The organism is Roseofilum acuticapitatum BLCC-M154, assembly GCF_030068475.1.
In the GTDB taxonomy this organism is placed as follows: Bacteria; Cyanobacteriota; Cyanobacteriia; order Cyanobacteriales; family Desertifilaceae; genus Roseofilum; species Roseofilum acuticapitatum.
The window spans coordinates 91,616-108,889 of the sequence record NZ_JAQOSP010000006.1 but is presented as its reverse complement, the minus strand read 5'-3'; the positions used below and the strand labels follow the sequence as shown (position 1 = coordinate 108,889).

Sequence of the window (17,274 nt, the reverse complement as noted above, 5' to 3'; positions counted from 1 at the left end):
CTTAATACTCATGACCGACAAAACACCTCCAACCCTGCTGCAAAATCTTTCAGATTCCCAAAAAAAATTGGGGGTACTGGCGATCGCTGGCATCATCATCCTGGGTGCAACCGGTAGCTTGGCCTATTGGCTCTTCATCGGACGGACTCAAGTTCCCAAAAATATGCAACTGGGGGCTAATGTAGTTCCCCAAAATTCCCTGATGACCATTTCCCTATCTACCAATGAACGTCAATGGGAAAATTTACGCTCCTTTGGCACAGCCAATACCCAAGCCGCATTTGACCAAAGTTTAGTCCAACTGCGCGATCAATTCCAAATCCAAACGAAACTGGACTATCTCAAAGATATTCAGCCTTGGGTGGGACAAGAAGTTACCTGGGCCTATTTAGCGCCAGAAATTGCTGAGGAGGAAACCCAATCGGAAGAAGAACGGGTGGTGATGCTTCAAGAACCCTCTTGGGTGATGATTGTCCCGATCGCTAATCCCTTGAAAGCAAAAGAAATTTCTGGGAAATTAGTGAATCAAGAACTGACTAAACGCACCTATAAAGATATTGAAATTCAAGAAACTCCACCCGATGCAGAGGTGGTCTTTTCTTCTACGGTTTTAGAAGGCCGATATTTGGTGATTAGTAGCGCTCCAGAAGCTACAGATCGAGTGATTGATACCTTTAAGGGCAAAGCGTCGGTGGCTTCAACTCCAGGATATAAAAATGCGTTGGAACAGTTGGGAAGCTCTTCCGCTTTGGCTCGTGTGTATGTGAATATTCCTGAAGCCACTAGAGTCGCGGCTGCCAATTCAGTGCGTCCGATCGCCCCAGAAGAGTTGGAAAAAATGGAAACCAATCAGGGATTAGCCGCTACGGTAGAAGTGGTTTCTAATGGTTTGTTGTTTAAGGGGATTACTTGGCTCAGTAACCAAGCCGATCAGAAATTAACAACCGATAGCCTGGGTTTGGATTTGGGAACTTATATGCCCAGTGATACCCTGTTTATGCTCACAGGGAGTAATTTTAATCAAGTCTGGAATCAGTATACAACGGGTGTTGAAGGTAACCCCTTAGCTCCCTTAAATCCACAAGGTTTGAAACAAGGGTTATTAGATACGACGGGACTGAATTTAGAAGAAGATTTACTCAAGTGGATGGATGGTGAATTTGCGATCGCCATGATTCCTGCCAATCAAGCCGGATCTCCAATTCCCTTTGGGTTTGCAGTCATGGTGAATACGGGCGATCGAGAAACAGCCGATCAAACATTTACCACCCTTGATGGGGTGATGAAAGATAAATATCAGATGCAAATTAACTCGGAAACGGTGGGTGAAACAGAAATTACCCAATGGCAATTGCCCTTTGGTATTGTTGACATTAGCCGAGCCTGGTTGAGCGATGATTTGGTCATGATGACCTTTGGCGCGGCGATCGCCAACCGCTTGATTACGCCTCCGGAAACTCCCTTAGCCAGTAGCGAAGCCTTTAAGACCAGCATTCCTACAGGTTTGAGTCCCCAAAGCGGCTATTTTTATGCTGATATGGAGCGCCTGTTTAACCAAAATCTGCCCCTACCGATTATCATGCCTCCCAATCAAGATAATCTATTCAAGGCCTTTGACTCGATTGGTCTTACCTCTGCCATCACCAGCCCCCGTACCACCCGCTATGACCTGCTGGTGCGCCTGAAAAAAGGACAAACACCCGGCCCCCTACCTTCTCCGAGTTTGAACCCCTCACCGACTCCAGAACCCTCTCCAGAGGCTTCCCCAGAATCCTCAGAAGAGTCACCGGAATAGAATCGGGCGATCGCCCGGCGATCGCCTGGTATTTCCTCCGGTTTTGATCTAAAGTGATAATCATTCTACACAGGAGATTGAGCTTGACCGAGACCGTATTGCAAGTAGAAGGACTAATCGTCGATCGCGATCGCACACCAGGAGTCGTGCGCGATGTCTCCTTCTCCCTCGATGCAGGAACAGATACCGCTCTCATCGGCCCCAATGGAGCCGGAAAAAGTACCCTCATTCAAGCCATTTTAGGCATTTTACCTCGGCAATCAGGAACCATTTCCATCCTCGGAAAACCCCTCAGCACCAAAGGTAAACTCCCGACACAAATCCGCCAACAAATCGCCTATTTACCCCAAAACTTTCTCTTCGATCGCCGCCTTCCCATGACTGTCGCCGACCTAGTAGGCTTAGGCTGGGATAAACTCGGCATTGAGTGGCCCTGGTCAGGGTATCGAGAACGCCGTCAAGCCATTCGAGAGAGTCTCTCACGGGTTGATGCTTGGCACTTAAAAAACCAACCCATCAGTCAACTTTCCGGAGGCGAAACCAAGCGCGTATTACTCGCTTATTGTTTGGCTCGGCCGCGAAAATTGCTCATTTTAGATGAAGCTCCAGCAGGGTTAGATATCCGGGGAGAAGCCGAATTTTATCAACTCCTAGAAGAATTGAAAAAAGAATATCATTGGGCAATTTTGCAAATCTCCCATGATTTAGATATGGTCAGAAAACAATGCGATCGCGTCCTGTGTCTCAACCGCACCTTACTCTGTCAAGGAACCCCAGAAACCACCCTCAGTACCGAAAACTTGACGGCTGCCTATGGTTCGGCCTTTGCTCGGTATCATCATAACCATTCCTGCTCATCCTAATATCAGAATCAGGATTAATTAGGCTGTTTCACCAGACTTGATATAACCTTGCAAAACATGACCGACCACTCGATTAAAAGCTTCGGGTTCAACTAAAAAAGCCCAATGGTTGCCGGGAACAGTCTCAATTTTTAAATGATGGAGATAGGTTCGATAGGGTTTTAATTGCCAGTTGGTGCGATTAAGTCCTTTTTCGGGAGTGATTAATAAAGTTGGAACGTCTAGAGCTTGGGTTAGTCCAGCAACTTGCATCACTTCTTTAAAAATTTCATTTCGAGCATCAACAGTAAATTTGCTGCCCCAAGTGCCATCGGCTTTAGATTCGATACTTTCTTGAAAAACTTGTTGTTGTAAATCACTCCATCCCTGATATTGCTTGAGGGTTTTGGCTTTGGTTTCGGCGGCTTCATAACTGCTAAAGGGCCCCATGCCTTGTAAGAAGGGAAGAACGCGATAGAGTAAGGGAAAAGTGACCTCAAAGAAGTTAGGAATTCGATCAATAAAAAAGGGATCGACTAGGGTCATGCTGCGAAAACGTTGGGGATGTTGACTGGCCCATAAGGGAAGAAATTTGGCAGAAAAGGAGTGACCGATAATATGGGCGCTTTCCCATCCGAGATGATTCATTAATGCTTCTAAGTCAGTAATGAGATGATTAAAGGTATATCCTGTTTTGGGTTTATCACTTTCTCCATGGCCGCGCAAGTCGGGGGCAATGCAATGGAAGTTTGGGCCGAGGGAGGAGGCAAAACTTGACCAAACCAGGGCATGATCGGCTAATCCATGTAATAACAGGACGGGTTCTTTACCTGAATACCATTGAAGGTAGGATAGGTGTAGGTGATCTGTGGAGAATGTATGACGGATGGCCATATGAGCTTCTCTGGATTTATGATAAGGTGCGATCGCTATGTTTAATCTTCCCATGGGATTGATTGCTGGAGCAACTTACCCGTTTCGAGCGTTGGCGCTATTGGTGAGTACACCTAAATTGCGCGGTTATGTGATTGTGCCGATTTTAATTAATATCTTGATTGGCATTGCGCTCTATGTGGGTTTGGTTTTTCCGGGTTTGGAACTGGTAGATAGTCTCGTGGAGCAGTTGGCCCTTCGGTGGAATGAGTGGATTAGTGCTTTACCCCCATGGTTAGGATTTTTGACGAGTTTAGCCGTTGTTGTGGATTGGGTTTTGAGTGCTTTACTACTGCTGCTGTTATTCTTGGTGACGGGTTTTTTATTAGTGCAGTTTGGGGCAATTTTAGGGTCTCCCTGGTATGGACAATTATCAGAACAAATTGAGAAAAGCCGCTTGGGACAACTGCCCCAGATTAATACTCATCCTTTGGCGATTGCCCAGGATATTTGGCGAGCGATCCTATTTGAGCTGAAAAAACTGCTGTTGATGGCGATCGCCGCTCTTCCTCTTTTATTATTTAACTTTATTCCGGCGATCGGAACCCTACTGTTTAGTATCGGCAGCTTAACCCTAGCGACCACTATCGTTTGTCTGGATTTCTTTGACTCCCCCCTAGAGCGTCGTAAGCTTCAATTTCGGCAAAAACTAACCCTGGTTTGGCGGGCTTTTCCGGCAAGCGCCACCTTTGGCTTAGTATGCTTTGGATTAGTCAGTGTTCCCTTTATTAATATCCTCACCGTTCCCCTCTGTGTCTCTGGCGGAACACTCTTATTTTGCGATCGCATTTGGCCCCATCACTTTACCCAAGAGCGGATACAGAACTAGGAACATTTTATAACGCCTCTTTACTCTCCTGGAGTAGAGAGCATTTGTCGCCACTCTAAGGCTTCCGTATCTGAACTGTTAGTTGGAGCTTCCATCTGAGGAGATTCCATTGGAGCCATTTTCATCGGTTCTTCCAAGGGAGCATCCTCGACTAAATCAGGCAACTCAATCCCCTCTTGAGCTTCCTCTGTCTCTTCTGGAGTCTCAACTTCTTGTTCTGGCTCTTCTTCTAGAACTTCCGGTTCTGGAGTTTCAATTTCTTCTTCTACGGGTTCAGGTTCAGCCGCAGATTCAATCACTTCTTCACTAACAGGGGATTCAGGAGTGATTTCTGGAGTGATTTCTGGAGTGATTTCTGGCTCTACAGCTTTATTGCCAAAGGGATTAATCGAATCGAAATCCAATTGATTCCATTTGGATTGTAGCTCTAAGTCATTCCATTTGGATTTTAGATCTAAGTCATTCCATTTGGATTTTAGGCGATCGCGCCATTGATTCAGATTCAGTTGCTTACGCCATGCTGGAGTCTCACTCACCACCGGTTCTTCTTCCACTCCTGAAGGTTCCGGAGCAATTTCTTCCAGTTCTTCCGCTTCTATCGGTTCTGACTCTGGAGATTCTAGAACCTCTTCTTCCACATCCACCGGTTCAGAAACCTCTTCCTCTACCTCTGGCATTTCTAGAACTTCTTCTTCCTCTACCTCTGAAGTTTCCGGTAAGGTTTCCTCCACTTCAGGTGCTTCTAGAATCTCTTCTTCTAGAACCTCTTCTTCTAGAACCTCTTCCACCTCTACCGGTTCTTCCTGCGGTTCCGTAACTTCGGGTTCCGGTGCAACAGTAGACGGAGCAACAAAGTCTGGATCGACAATACCTTGGGCAACTTCCGCCCTAATTTCACCCCGGATCAGTTGAGATAGGGCATCTTTAGCTTGAGGATCGTAGGTGAGCAAGCGAGCGGTGGTATTGAAAACATTGTCAATTGGGTTACCCAGCTCGTCTAAGATTTCCAGTTTTACCCAGTTATTGCCTCGGTCAAATCCTTTCAGATAGAGAGGTTGCCACTGATCGAGGATAAACTCTTCACCATTGACCGAGGCCCGAATCCGCCAGTCTAGAATCTCGTCGTCTGGGTTTTCTTGGGCAACCACATGCAGAGGCGCATTGGTGAGATAGAAATCGAGCAGAATGGGTTCTGCACCATATGTGCCAATGGGATTGTTATAGGTGAGTAGGGGAAGCTCTGGATTGGGGATTTGGTCTTCAGTTTGGGTAAAGATGTGAAATGTGGTTTGGGCATAAGCGCCTTCATTTTTGAAGCTCTCTCCCCAAGGAGTGGTCGCGAATACTCTCAGGGTATGACTTCCGGGATTCAGATTTGTGAAAGTCACCGGTTGGGAGAGGTCATAAAGGGTGGTGTAGGGTTGGTTGTCGAGAATGACTTCTAGGTGAGGCCCCAAGTCTAGGTTCGGATCTTTATAGACGGGTAGATCTTGAACGTTCAGTTTTAGGGTAAAGGTGTTCTCTTGCAGGGTTTGGTTGGGTTGGGGATTGAGGATATTGACTTGGGGTTGGTAGGTTTCCAGAATTTGCCGTAGCTTTTGGATCGGTTCTGGGGGCGAGACTTCAACGATTTTGGGGGCAGCTTGTCGTTTGAGGGGATTGGAGATCCTAGATGTAGGATTGGGGAGATCGAGGCGATCGCTTGCCTGATTGCCACAACTAACAATTCCGAGGGACAGGCCCAGCAGCAATACCAGTCCCAAGAGGCTTGACCCGATCCATTGGCCGATTTTTTTACTCCACTGCAACATCCCTAATCCCTTGCCCATTAAAGTACAGCGCTATTTTATCACCAACCTGGAAGTCTCTAAACACTACTCCTCTTTATATATTGAGTTTTGTAAATATTATTGATAGATCATTGACTTTTGTTCTGTTTTTTGAACAAAAAGCCATCTGGGATTTAACCCCAGACTGGATGAAGGCAAATTTGAATTATTGTTAAGGAGCTTCCTCAAACGGAAGACAAGTCCTATAATTCACAATCAGTACACTACTTAAAACCGGTGACCTTCTGGAGCGCTAGATCCTAGCGAAACCTTCGGAGCATCGGGATCAAAGAGACGGTGCTATAGAAATGCGGTGTTCTGAGTGAGGAGATTAAGATTCCTCAAATTCAGTAACAAAGCTTTACATACACCCATATCTTGAAAAAAACTCATCTTGAACATCAAGAAATCTAATCTTGAACATCAAGATAGCTATAGATCCCAACCCCGCTTTGAAGTCCCTCACAGAAATAACCCCATTCAGTAGTGCCTAGCGTTCTGTAATGACGCTACTTGTCTAAAGAGAGGAGAGTCTCAATGACAACTACCCCAAAGGAGCAAAAAGCAAAGGCGAGGGTGGTCGTCGATAAGGACCCAGTACCCACTTCATTTGAAAAATGGGGCAAGCCGGGTCATTTTGACAGAACCCTAGCTAGAGGACCCAAAACCACAACCTGGATTTGGAATCTTCACGCCGATGCTCACGATTTCGATAGTCATACCAGCGATCTAGAAGACGTATCTAGAAAAATCTTTAGTGCCCATTTCGGTCACCTAGCCGTTGTATTTGTCTGGCTAAGTGGCGCTTACTTCCATGGTGCTAAATTCTCGAATTACGAAGCTTGGTTGAGCGACCCCCTAGGGATCAAACCGAGCGCCCAAGTGGTTTGGCCGATTGTTGGCCAAGATATTCTCAATGGTGATGTTGGTGGCGGATTCCACGGAATCCAAATCACCTCCGGGTTATTCCAACTCTGGAGAGCCTCCGGCTTCACGAACTCTTACCAACTTTACTGCACCGCAATTGGTGGGTTGGTGATGGCTGGCTTAATGTTATTTGCCGGTTGGTTCCACTATCACAAAGCAGCTCCCAAACTGGAATGGTTCCAGAATGTGGAGTCGATGATGAACCATCATCTATCGGTACTGCTCGGTTGTGGTTCCCTCGGTTGGGCTGGTCACCAAATCCACGTATCCTTACCGATCAACAAGTTGTTGGATTCGGGAGTAGCCGTCAAGGATATTCCCTTACCCCATGAGTTTATTCTCAATCCCAGCTTGATGACGCAATTATATCCCGGTGTAGAGTGGGGAGGTCTCGGTGGAATCCAGCCTTTCTTTACCCTGAATTGGGGAGCTTTCAGTGACTTCTTAACCTTCAAAGGTGGACTGAATCCGGTTACCGGTGGCTTGTGGTTGTCTGATACAGCCCATCACCACGTGGCGATCGCCGTTCTGTTCATCATTGCCGGCCATATGTACCGCACCAACTGGGGCATTGGTCACAGCATGAAGGAAATCCTCGAAGCTCACAAAGGCCCATTCACGGGAGAAGGCCACAAGGGATTGTACGAAATCTTCACAACCTCTTGGCACGCTCAACTGGCTCTCAACCTCGCGTTGTTGGGGTCATTGAGTATCATTGTGGCTCATCATATGTATGCGATGCCTCCGTATCCATACATCGCTACAGACTATCCGACTCAACTCTCCCTGTTTACACACCATGTTTGGATTGGGGGATTCCTAATTGTCGGAGCGGGCGCTCACGCAGCTATCTTTATGGTTCGTGACTACGACCCTGCGAAAAATGTTGATAACTTGTTAGACCGGGTGATTCGTCATCGGGATGCAATTATCTCCCACCTCAATTGGGTTTGCATATGGCTAGGCTTCCATAGCTTTGGCTTGTATGTTCATAACGACACCATGCGTGCGTTAGGTCGTACCCAAGATATGTTCTCGGATACGGCAATTCAACTCCAGCCAATCTTTGCTCAGTGGGTACAGAATCTTCATAATCTGGCTCCTGGCAACACAGCTCCTAATGCTTTGGCTAGTGTTAGTCCGGCCTTTGGTGGCGATGTCGTAGCGGTTGGTGGAAAAGTGGCTATGATGCCGATCGCGCTGGGAACAGCCGATTTCATGGTTCACCACATCCATGCCTTCACCATCCACGTTACGGTACTGATCCTGCTCAAAGGCGTTCTCTATGCCCGCAGCTCGCGTCTAATTCCTGACAAGGGTAATCTGGGCTTCCGCTTCCCCTGTGATGGTCCGGGTCGGGGCGGTACTTGTCAAGTCTCAGGATGGGATCATGTCTTCCTGGGTCTATTCTGGATGTACAACTCCTTGTCCATTGTGATTTTCCACTTTAGCTGGAAGATGCAATCGGATGTATGGGGCACTGTCTCCTCTGACGGAACCGTTTCCCACATCACCAATGGTAATTTTGCCCAAAGTGCAATTACCATCAATGGCTGGTTACGTGATTTCTTGTGGGCGCAAGCTTCTCAAGTAATTACGTCCTACGGGTCTGCTTTGTCCGCCTATGGCATTATGTTCCTAGCCGGTCACTTCATCTTTGCTTTTAGTCTCATGTTCCTCTTTAGTGGTCGTGGCTACTGGCAAGAGTTGATTGAATCGATTGTTTGGGCCCATAATAAACTCAAAGTCGCACCCGCGATTCAGCCTCGTGCCTTGAGTATTATTCAAGGTCGCGCTGTAGGGGTAGCCCACTACCTCTTGGGAGGAATTGTCACAACTTGGGCATTCTTCCTGGCTCGAATTATTGCAGTAGGATGAGGTCGAGAAGGACTTAAACATGGCAACTAAATTCCCCAAGTTTAGCCAAGACCTCGCACAAGATCCCACAACTCGTCGGATCTGGTACGGGATAGCTACCGCCCACGATTTTGAAACCCATGATGGAATGACGGAAGAAAATCTTTACCAAAAGATTTTTGCTTCCCACTTCGGTCACCTGGCAATCATTTTCCTGTGGACCTCTGGCAACCTGTTCCACGTAGCTTGGCAAGGTAACTTTGAACAGTGGATCAAAGATCCTCTCAATGTCCGTCCCATTGCTCACGCGATTTGGGACCCACAGTTTGGACAAGCGGCGATCGATGCTTACACTCAAGCCGGTGCGTCTAGTCCTGTAAATATTGCTTATTCCGGTGTCTACCACTGGTGGTACACCATTGGGATGCGGACGAATGGCGATCTGTATCAAGGGGCTATTTTCCTGTTGATCTTAGCTTCGTTGATGCTGTTCGCTGGCTGGTTACACCTTCAGCCTAACTTCCGCCCCAGCTTGTCTTGGTTCAAAAATGCTGAATCCCGTCTGAATCACCACTTGGCTGGTTTGTTCGGTGTTAGCTCTTTGGCTTGGACAGGTCACTTAGTTCACGTTGCGATCCCCGAATCTCGCGGACAGCACGTGGGCTGGGATAACTTCCTTAGCACTCTGCCTCACCCGGCTGGTTTGGTTCCTTTCTTCACTGGGAACTGGGGCGTATATGCCCAAAATCCAGATACGGCAGGTCATGTGTTTGGCACATCTGAAGGTGCAGGGACTGCAATTCTAACCTTCTTAGGTGGTTTCCATCCCCAAACTGAGTCCCTGTGGCTCACGGATATGGCTCATCACCATTTGGCGATCGCAGTTCTCTTCATCGTTGCCGGACATATGTACCGCACGAACTGGGGCATTGGCCACAGCATGAAGGAAATCATGGAAGCCCATAATCCTCCCAAAGGAACTCCCTTTGGAGGCATGATCGGTGACGGTCATAAAGGAATGTACGATACCTACAACGAATCGTTACACTTCCAATTGGGATGGCACTTGGCTTGTCTGGGTGTTGTGACTTCCTTAGTCGCCCAACATATGTATTCCATGCCTCCTTATGCTTTCATGGCTAAGGACTACACCACCATGGCAGCTCTATACACCCATCACCAGTACATTGCTGGATTCTTGATGGTAGGGGCTTTTGCTCACGGTGCGATCTTCTTAGTTCGGGACTACGATCCGGAAGCCAACAAAAACAACGTATTGGCTCGGATGCTCGAACATAAAGAAGCTCTCATTTCTCACCTGAGCTGGGTTTCCTTGTTCCTCGGTTTCCATACCCTGGGACTGTATGTTCACAACGATGTTGTGGTTGCCTTTGGTACTCCTGAGAAGCAAATCTTGATTGAACCGGTTTTTGCCCAGTTCATCCAGGCTTCTCACGGTAAGTTAATGTACGGAATGGATATTCTACTGTCCAATCCTGATAGCGTTGCTTATACCGCATTCCCCAATCACGCCAACTTCTGGCTACCCGGATGGTTAGATGCCATCAACAGCACCTCTAACTCTCTGTTCCTACCCATTGGCCCTGGTGATTTCTTGGTTCACCATGCGATCGCCCTCGGCCTGCACACCACCACCTTAATCCTCGTGAAAGGTGCGTTGGATGCACGGGGTTCCAAGCTGATGCCGGACAAAAAAGACTTCGGTTACAGCTTCCCCTGCGATGGCCCCGGTCGTGGCGGTACTTGCGACATCTCTGCTTGGGATGCCTTCTACCTGGCCATGTTCTGGATGCTGAATACCCTAGGCTGGTTAACCTTCTACTGGCACTGGAAGCATCTGGCCATCTGGCAAGGAAATTTGGCTCAGTTCAATGAGTCCTCTACCCACCTGATGGGTTGGTTCCGCGATTACCTGTGGTTGAACTCCTCTCAGTTGATCAATGGATATAATCCCTACGGCATGAATAACCTGGCTGTTTGGGCTTGGATGTTCCTCTTCGGACACCTGGTCTGGGCAACTGGCTTCATGTTCCTGATTAGCTGGCGTGGTTACTGGCAAGAGTTGATTGAAACGATTGTTTGGGCCCACGAGCGCACTCCTCTGGCGAACCTGGTTCGTTGGAAAGATAAGCCCGTTGCTCTGTCTATCGTTCAAGCTCGTGTAGTTGGTCTAGCTCACTTCACCGTTGGCTATGTCCTCACCTACGCAGCCTTCTTAATTGCCTCCACTGCGGGTAAGTTCGGTTAAATCCTGGCTGGACTAATCGTTAAGTGATAAAAAACCCTCACCTTCGGGTGGGGGTTTTTGTGGTTTGATTTCAAGTTGGGTTAAATACCCTCATTAAAAACCTAGGGAGAATTCAAACCTTGGGAGAATTCAAACCTTGGGAGAATTTAAAATCTAGGGAGCGAGACGCTCCCACTCCAGTCCTATGAAGCGATTGGAGGAGTGCGGGCATCTTGCCCGCTTCTCTTTTCCCCTTAAACCGGACTTGATACAGCAGTTTTCGCTGTTATGTGGGACATCTTGATCCCCCTTTCATGTCCGCTTGCGGAAAATCCCCCTTAAAAAGGGGGACTTTCCTATTCCCCCCCTTAAAAAGGGGGGCAAGGGGGGATCTTTTCCTACTGTCCACCGATACAGCGCAAAGCGCTGTATTACTTGATTGATTTGCTGCGGATGGGAGTGGCTACGGCTTGGTCGATCGCCTTGCTTTGATAGCTCGATGGAGGATATTGTTCAACATGGCGGAAAATGGCGATGGGGGAGCTGGTACGGCAAGTAAAAAATTCTACGGCTACTTTGCCATCATCAGCTATACGGATTTTGGGGGATAAGTCTTTGATCGCAGCTTTCCATTGCCATTGGACTTGCTTGGGAGGGGAATCAATGAGGCGGTGCTGACTCCAGTCTCGGTTGGCTTCTGCACAAACAAATTCTTGGATTTCTCGCCGTAGTAAGGTAGCAAGGAGAAAAGAAGAGGGGCTGCGATCGCCCTCAAGGGCTGCCATAAAATCATCGAGTGCCCCTTGGGGATGGGGGGGATGCTGCCGATCTGAGGCATGGGTTAAGGCTTCTTCTAGGGTGGCGATCGCACAATAGTCTTCGGGTACAGCCCAGGTTACCCCGGTTCCTTTCTTGGGTTCATTAGGGTCACGATAGATATAGCTGACCCACCGTAGACCGGCTTTTAAGCGCAGTCCGGGTAATTTTCGTAAGGGAGTTGCCGGATTAACAGCACTAATGAACCAGGAACTAGAAGGCGATCGAGCGATCGGTTCCTCATCTTCTTCTGCTGGCCCCAAATCAAATAATCCTCCTAACTCATCGAGAGATTCAGGTTCTGGAAGATCGTCGGATTCACTAAAAGATAAGGAGCGAGGGCAATTTTCAGATTCTGGAAGCACCAGCAGACTGGTGAGATAGGTACGAATTTTTTGGATAGATGCCAGGGGGATTTTTTGGATACTCATCAGCAGAGGAAGAATCGAACAAGGGGCCGATCGCCCCTTGCCAAAGGCTAGGAGGTTTTTTCGTTCACAAGTTACATAAACCGTTATCCTTCATACTCTGGTTTTTTCAGAGTTTCTGGGATATTCACTTTCGGTAGATCGTAGGGTTCATCCCGATCTTTATCAGCCCAAGCATCCTCTTCGATTTCCCGATAGGAGGGTTCATAGGGAGTCTCTGGGATCTCTTTTATCTCCGGTTGGGGAGCCTCAACTCGATAGCTGGGTTCTCGATAGGTGCGATCTTCATCCCCATCATCTCCCCAATTATCTTCTTCATAGCTTTGCTCATACCGGGGTTCGGGTTGCTCGAATTGTCGCATGGGAGCAGGTTGGGGTTCTTCCCATTGATCGGCATCCCAAGCTTCTTCCATCACTGGCTCCATCTCGCGCATTGGCTCTGGTGTCCGTAGAGGAGTGCCTGTCCCTAACTGATTCTCGGTTTTGATCGTTGGCATCACATAGGGTTCGGCTCCTTCTCTTTCCCATGGTGCTTGGGAAATGCCGAGCTTCTCCAGCACCCCCGTACTTAACTGCACCATCTGCTCTTCTGCACCTTCAAACACAATCAGGCGGTTGGGCCCACTGCTCACAATTTGGTCAATGGTGAGTTCATAGGTGCTGATCACCTGTTCGGGAATCAGGGGTAGGCCAATCGATGCAATAATTAAGGAGGTGACCCGATAATCTTCGGTATCAAAGCGATAACCTCTGACCCGGCCGAGCATTTCCCCAGCTTCGGTAATCACTTCACTCCCAATGAGGCTGCTGTAAACTTCTACGTTGACATCTTCGATTACGTCGTCATCATCCACAAGAATCACATCACCGACTTGGCGAATATTATTCAAGTACATATAGCGGGGAATTCCGGCGAGAACACCTGAGAGCAGATTATCTCGCAAACTTAAGGCAACGACTTCCCGCCGGTCAATATCGACCCACAGTTGGCTGACGACCCCCAAGCGTTTGCCACTACTTCGGGTGATGACTTGGGTTCCAAGAAAGTCAGAGCGTTGGCTAATTTTTTCCGATATCATTATTAGGGGACGAGTCCTCTTCTCTGGCGAATTATTTATTCTCTATTGTAATTGAGCTGACATCTTCCTTACCGGTCGGGTTTCCGTCAGCCTAGATTAAAGGTGAACTGAGGGCAGCCCATGCTTTAATTCTACTCTCTCTGGGGAGTGGGGGCAAGGGTGGGGATGGGGAGATGGGGGGATGGGGGAGATGGGGGGATGGGGAGGAACTGTAGTTGTTAATTGTTAATTGTTAATTGTTAATTGTTCATTGCATGTCTGAGTTATCGATTCGCCAGGCTTATGAAACTTGGGGAGTAGAGGAGTTTTATCAGCAACAGGGTTCAACCTATCGTAATCCCCATGAGGCCAAAATTGGGCAAGTTTTGGCGCAGGGGTTGGTGGATGTGCCGAGGAAAGGTTTACGGGTTTTGGATTTGGCGTGTGGGAGTGGCGAGGTGACGTTGGCTCTCCGTGAGTTGGGATGGGAGGATATTGAGGGAATTGATCCCTATACCCAACAGGCTTATCTAGGGCGCACGGGACAGGTGGCGGAGGGTTTCCGGTTTGAGGAGATTGAGCAGGGGGTCTTATGGGGAAGGGAGTATGGGTTGATTGTGTGTAGTTTTGCCTTGCATTTGGTGGAGCGATCGCGGTTACCGACTTTAGTGTATCAGCTCAGTTGGATTGGCGATCGCCTGATGGTCATCACCCCCCATAAACGCCCGGATATTGATTCTCAATGGGGCTGGACATTAGTTGATGAGTTCTGTTTAGAACGGGTGCGATCGCGCCTCTATCTTTCTACCCATAGAAACTCCATAATTTATTAGATTAACTTTAGGTTAAGTAAGTAAAAAAGGGTTTAAGTTAATCATAAAAATTGACTTAAATCCATAATTATTATAGTCTACTATAGTTTTTATTTCTATAATAGAAGAGGAGTTTTTACAAGATTAAAAATATGGTGGCACAAGTGTCAGAGATGCAAACTGAGGTCGTGGCTCGATCGGGTCTGAAAGCCACTGAAGTAAGCCTAGATTCAAAATTACAAGATCTCTCCTTATGGCAATGTTCTGTAGAGGTGAATCAGCCAGGGCGGATTGTGGCACAAATTTTCAGAGACCATTCCCTTTTACCCGGTGTGATTTTAACTGATAAGGGAAAATTTGCAGGTATGATTTCCCGCAGACGGTTTTTAGAGCAACTCAGTCGTCCCTATGGTTTAGAAGTTTTTATCCGGCGAGAAATTAGGGTTTTAAATCGACTCGCCAATCAAAAAGTCGGTGAACATCTTTCAGTCGATCACTTGATTTTACCCGGTCAAACGCCGATTGTAGAAGCTGCGGTTCAATCCTTAGAGCGTCCTCTGGAAAAACTCTATGAACCCTTGGTGATTGAGTGTTGCCCCCATCAGTATTGCTTGCTTGATGTTCATCAATTACTCCTAGCTCAATCCAAAATTCATGAACTAACCACAAAACTGTTACGAGAAAATACTCAAGCCCATCTCATTCAGACCGAAAAATTGGCCAGTTTAGGGCAAATGGTGGCGGGATTAGCCCATGAAATTAGAAATCCGGTGAATACTCTATGGGGAAATGTAAAGTTCTTGAAAACCTATAGTCAAGATTTACTAGATTTGGTCGATGCTTATGAGCAAGAAGTGGGTGAAGATTCGGAAGGAATTGCAGAGCTAAAAGAAGATATTGACTTTGAGTATTTAGAGAAGGATTTACCGGAACTGATTGACAGTATGCAGGAGAGTGCAGAGCGCTTAAATGAATTAGTTGGTGGAATGCGGAACTTTTCCCATATGGGTGAAAACCATGCCCAACTTGCGAATCTTCATGAATGTTTAGATAGTACCTTGTTGATTTTACGCAATAAACTCAAATATGGGATTAACTTGGTGAAAAATTACGGAGAGTTGCCCTTAGTTGAGTGTTATTCCGGGCAACTGAGTCAAGTGTTTATGAATTTACTCACTAATGCTATTGATGCTTTAAATGAACGGGAAAAATCCGAGCAATGGCAACCGGAAATTACGATTACCAGCCAATGGTTGACGGAATCGGATCAGTCAGAGTGGGTTAAAATCGAGATAGCGGATAATGGAGTGGGCATCCCTCCGGAGATTCAAGATCGAATTTTTGAAACATTTTTTACCACAAAGCCCGTAGGTCAAGGGACGGGATTAGGGTTAGCGATTTCCCATCAGATTGTAACGGAAAAACACCAAGGCTATTTAAAGTTGCGATCGCAACCCGGAAGCGGTACAACCTTTGAAATTGGGTTACCAGTGAGTCGCTCGGCAGATTAATTGAGCGAGGATAGAGGAATAGAGCGCATGGAATAATCGAGTAGTTCGATGGGATGGAAAATCGAAACCGTTTTACCCTGCTGCTGTAGGTGTTTTTTGATCTGCAAACTACAGCCTGGATTCGCGGAGGCAATGATATCTGCTCCCGTATTGAGCAAATTATTCACTTTTTGATCGCCTAAGCTTTCAGCAATTTCTGGTTGCAACATATTATAAACGCCCGCACTACCACAACACAAGGCAGCATCAACCGGTTCTTTTAACTGCACACCCGGAATTTGTTTTAAGAGTTGGCGGGGTTGAACGCTGATTTTTTGTCCATGTAGCAGATGACAAGCATCTTGATACACAATCTTTAACTCTTCATCTGCTAGGGGAGAGAGGGGAGCCGTTAATCCCACCATAGCTAAAAATTCTTGAATATCTTTGACTTGACTGACAAACTGTTTCGCCTTGTCTCGATAGTTAGGATCGTCGGCTAAAATATGGCCATATTCTTTCAGGGTATGTCCACATCCTGCCGCGTTAATGATTACATAATCGAGGTCTAAATCAGCAAAAGAATCAATCATTTGCCGAGCTAAATCTTGGGCGGCTTGGGTTTGCCCTTGATGTTCTGGCAGTGCGCCGCAACAGCCTTGACTTTTGGGAATGACAACTTCGCAACCATTGCCAGTTAAAACGCGAATGGTTGCTGCATTGACAGGATTAAAAAAGAGTCGTTGTACACAACCGAGAATTACCCCCACTCGATAACGTTTTTGCCCTTGGGCAGGAATGACATTAGCAAAGGAGTGACGGAGGGAATCGAGGGAAATCTGGGGTAAAATGGATTCCATGGCAGCCAATCTAGGGGATATTTTTTTGAGCAGATTGGTGCGACGAATCAGCGATTGTAAGCCTGATTTTTGATAAAGATAGAGGGGATAAAGGAGGGGAATTAAGCGATTGGGGTAGGGAAACAGATTGAAGATTAAGGAGCGAATAATCTGATCGCCAATATTGCGGTCAATATTGCGTTCGACTTGGTGGCGAGTGGCAGAGATGAGTTTATCATATTGAACGCCGGAGGGACAGGTGCTGACACAGGCTAAACAGCCTAAACAGGTGTCAAAATGTTGGGAGGTGGCGGGGGCTAAGGGGGCTTCACCTTGGTGAATGGCATCCATGAGGTAAATTCGTCCTCTGGGGGAGTCCATTTCTTGTCCTAAAACGCGATAACTGGGGCAGGTGGAGAGACAAAAGCCGCAATGAACACAGGTATTAATTAATTCTGGTTTGGGGGGATTTTGGGGATCGAATCCAGAGGAAAGATGGGGATTTTGAGATAAGAAATTGCTGTTTTTGGCGGGGGTCATGAAAAGAGGGAATAGGGAATAGGGAATAGGG

Annotated in this window: 12 protein-coding genes; 7 read left to right on the top strand and 5 right to left on the bottom strand. The window is 47.2% G+C overall.

Annotated features, from left to right (window positions below; genetic code table 11):
• The first annotated feature begins 10 nt into the window (after nt 1-10).
• Together PMG71_RS01255 and PMG71_RS01250 are read left to right on the top strand one after the other, a co-directional pair.
• The gene (locus tag PMG71_RS01255) at nt 11-1,795 is read left to right on the top strand and encodes a DUF3352 domain-containing protein (RefSeq protein WP_283751817.1); all 1,785 of its coding nucleotides are present in this window, start codon (nt 11-13) and stop codon (nt 1,793-1,795) included.
• A gap of 83 nt (nt 1,796-1,878) precedes the next feature.
• On the top strand, nt 1,879-2,658 hold the full coding sequence (locus PMG71_RS01250) for a metal ABC transporter ATP-binding protein (RefSeq protein ID WP_283751816.1): 780 nt from the start codon (nt 1,879-1,881) through the stop codon (nt 2,656-2,658).
• Nucleotides 2,659-2,676: 18 nt separating this feature from the next.
• On the opposite strand, the gene PMG71_RS01245 is transcribed toward PMG71_RS01250, so the two are convergent.
• The gene (locus PMG71_RS01245) at nt 2,677-3,531 is read right to left on the bottom strand and encodes an alpha/beta fold hydrolase (protein ID WP_347179168.1); all 855 of its coding nucleotides are present in this window, start codon (nt 3,529-3,531) and stop codon (nt 2,677-2,679) included.
• Between the two features lie 37 nt (nt 3,532-3,568).
• Here PMG71_RS01245 and PMG71_RS01240 point away from each other — a divergent pair, with 37 nt between their 5' ends.
• The gene (locus tag PMG71_RS01240) at nt 3,569-4,399 is read left to right on the top strand and encodes an EI24 domain-containing protein (RefSeq protein ID WP_283751814.1); all 831 of its coding nucleotides are present in this window, start codon (nt 3,569-3,571) and stop codon (nt 4,397-4,399) included.
• Nucleotides 4,400-4,419: 20 nt separating this feature from the next.
• Here PMG71_RS01240 and PMG71_RS01235 read toward each other — a convergent pair whose 3' ends face one another.
• Complete coding sequence (locus tag PMG71_RS01235) at nt 4,420-6,210, bottom strand: hypothetical protein (protein WP_283751813.1); 1,791 nt, start codon at nt 6,208-6,210, stop codon at nt 4,420-4,422.
• 555 nt (nt 6,211-6,765) lie between these two features.
• Here PMG71_RS01235 and psaA point away from each other — a divergent pair.
• Together psaA and psaB are read left to right on the top strand one after the other, a co-directional pair.
• Entirely contained in the window at nt 6,766-9,033 is a 2,268-nt protein-coding gene (gene psaA / locus PMG71_RS01230; protein WP_283751812.1) for a photosystem I core protein PsaA, read from the top strand.
• 19 nt (nt 9,034-9,052) lie between these two features.
• Nucleotides 9,053-11,281: a photosystem I core protein PsaB gene (gene psaB, locus PMG71_RS01225; protein WP_283751811.1), complete on the top strand. Its 2,229-nt coding sequence runs from the start codon at nt 9,053-9,055 to the stop codon at nt 11,279-11,281.
• A 410-nt stretch (nt 11,282-11,691) separates the two neighbouring features.
• On the opposite strand, the gene PMG71_RS01220 is transcribed toward psaB, so the two are convergent.
• Both PMG71_RS01220 and PMG71_RS01215 read right to left on the bottom strand, forming a co-directional pair.
• A complete protein-coding gene (locus tag PMG71_RS01220) occupies nt 11,692-12,507 on the bottom strand; it encodes a hypothetical protein (protein ID WP_283751810.1) in 816 nt (271 codons plus the stop codon).
• An 83-nt stretch (nt 12,508-12,590) separates the two neighbouring features.
• Nucleotides 12,591-13,583, bottom strand: a complete 993-nt coding sequence (locus PMG71_RS01215; protein WP_283751809.1) for a PRC-barrel domain-containing protein — start codon at nt 13,581-13,583, stop codon at nt 12,591-12,593.
• A gap of 254 nt (nt 13,584-13,837) precedes the next feature.
• On the opposite strand from PMG71_RS01215, the gene PMG71_RS01210 reads away from it, so the two are divergent.
• Both PMG71_RS01210 and PMG71_RS01205 read left to right on the top strand, forming a co-directional pair.
• On the top strand, nt 13,838-14,395 hold the full coding sequence (locus PMG71_RS01210) for a class I SAM-dependent methyltransferase (protein WP_283751808.1): 558 nt from the start codon (nt 13,838-13,840) through the stop codon (nt 14,393-14,395).
• 131 nt (nt 14,396-14,526) lie between these two features.
• Nucleotides 14,527-15,885, top strand: coding sequence for a sensor histidine kinase (locus PMG71_RS01205; protein ID WP_283751807.1), 1,359 nt, complete (start codon nt 14,527-14,529; stop codon nt 15,883-15,885).
• Here PMG71_RS01205 and PMG71_RS01200 read toward each other — a convergent pair.
• Nucleotides 15,882-17,243 (bottom strand): (Fe-S)-binding protein, encoded by a 1,362-nt coding sequence (locus PMG71_RS01200; protein WP_283751806.1) that lies wholly within the window; start codon nt 17,241-17,243, stop codon nt 15,882-15,884. The two genes, PMG71_RS01205 and PMG71_RS01200, sit on opposite strands and share 4 nt — an antisense overlap.
• Between the last annotated feature and the right edge of the window lie 31 nt (nt 17,244-17,274).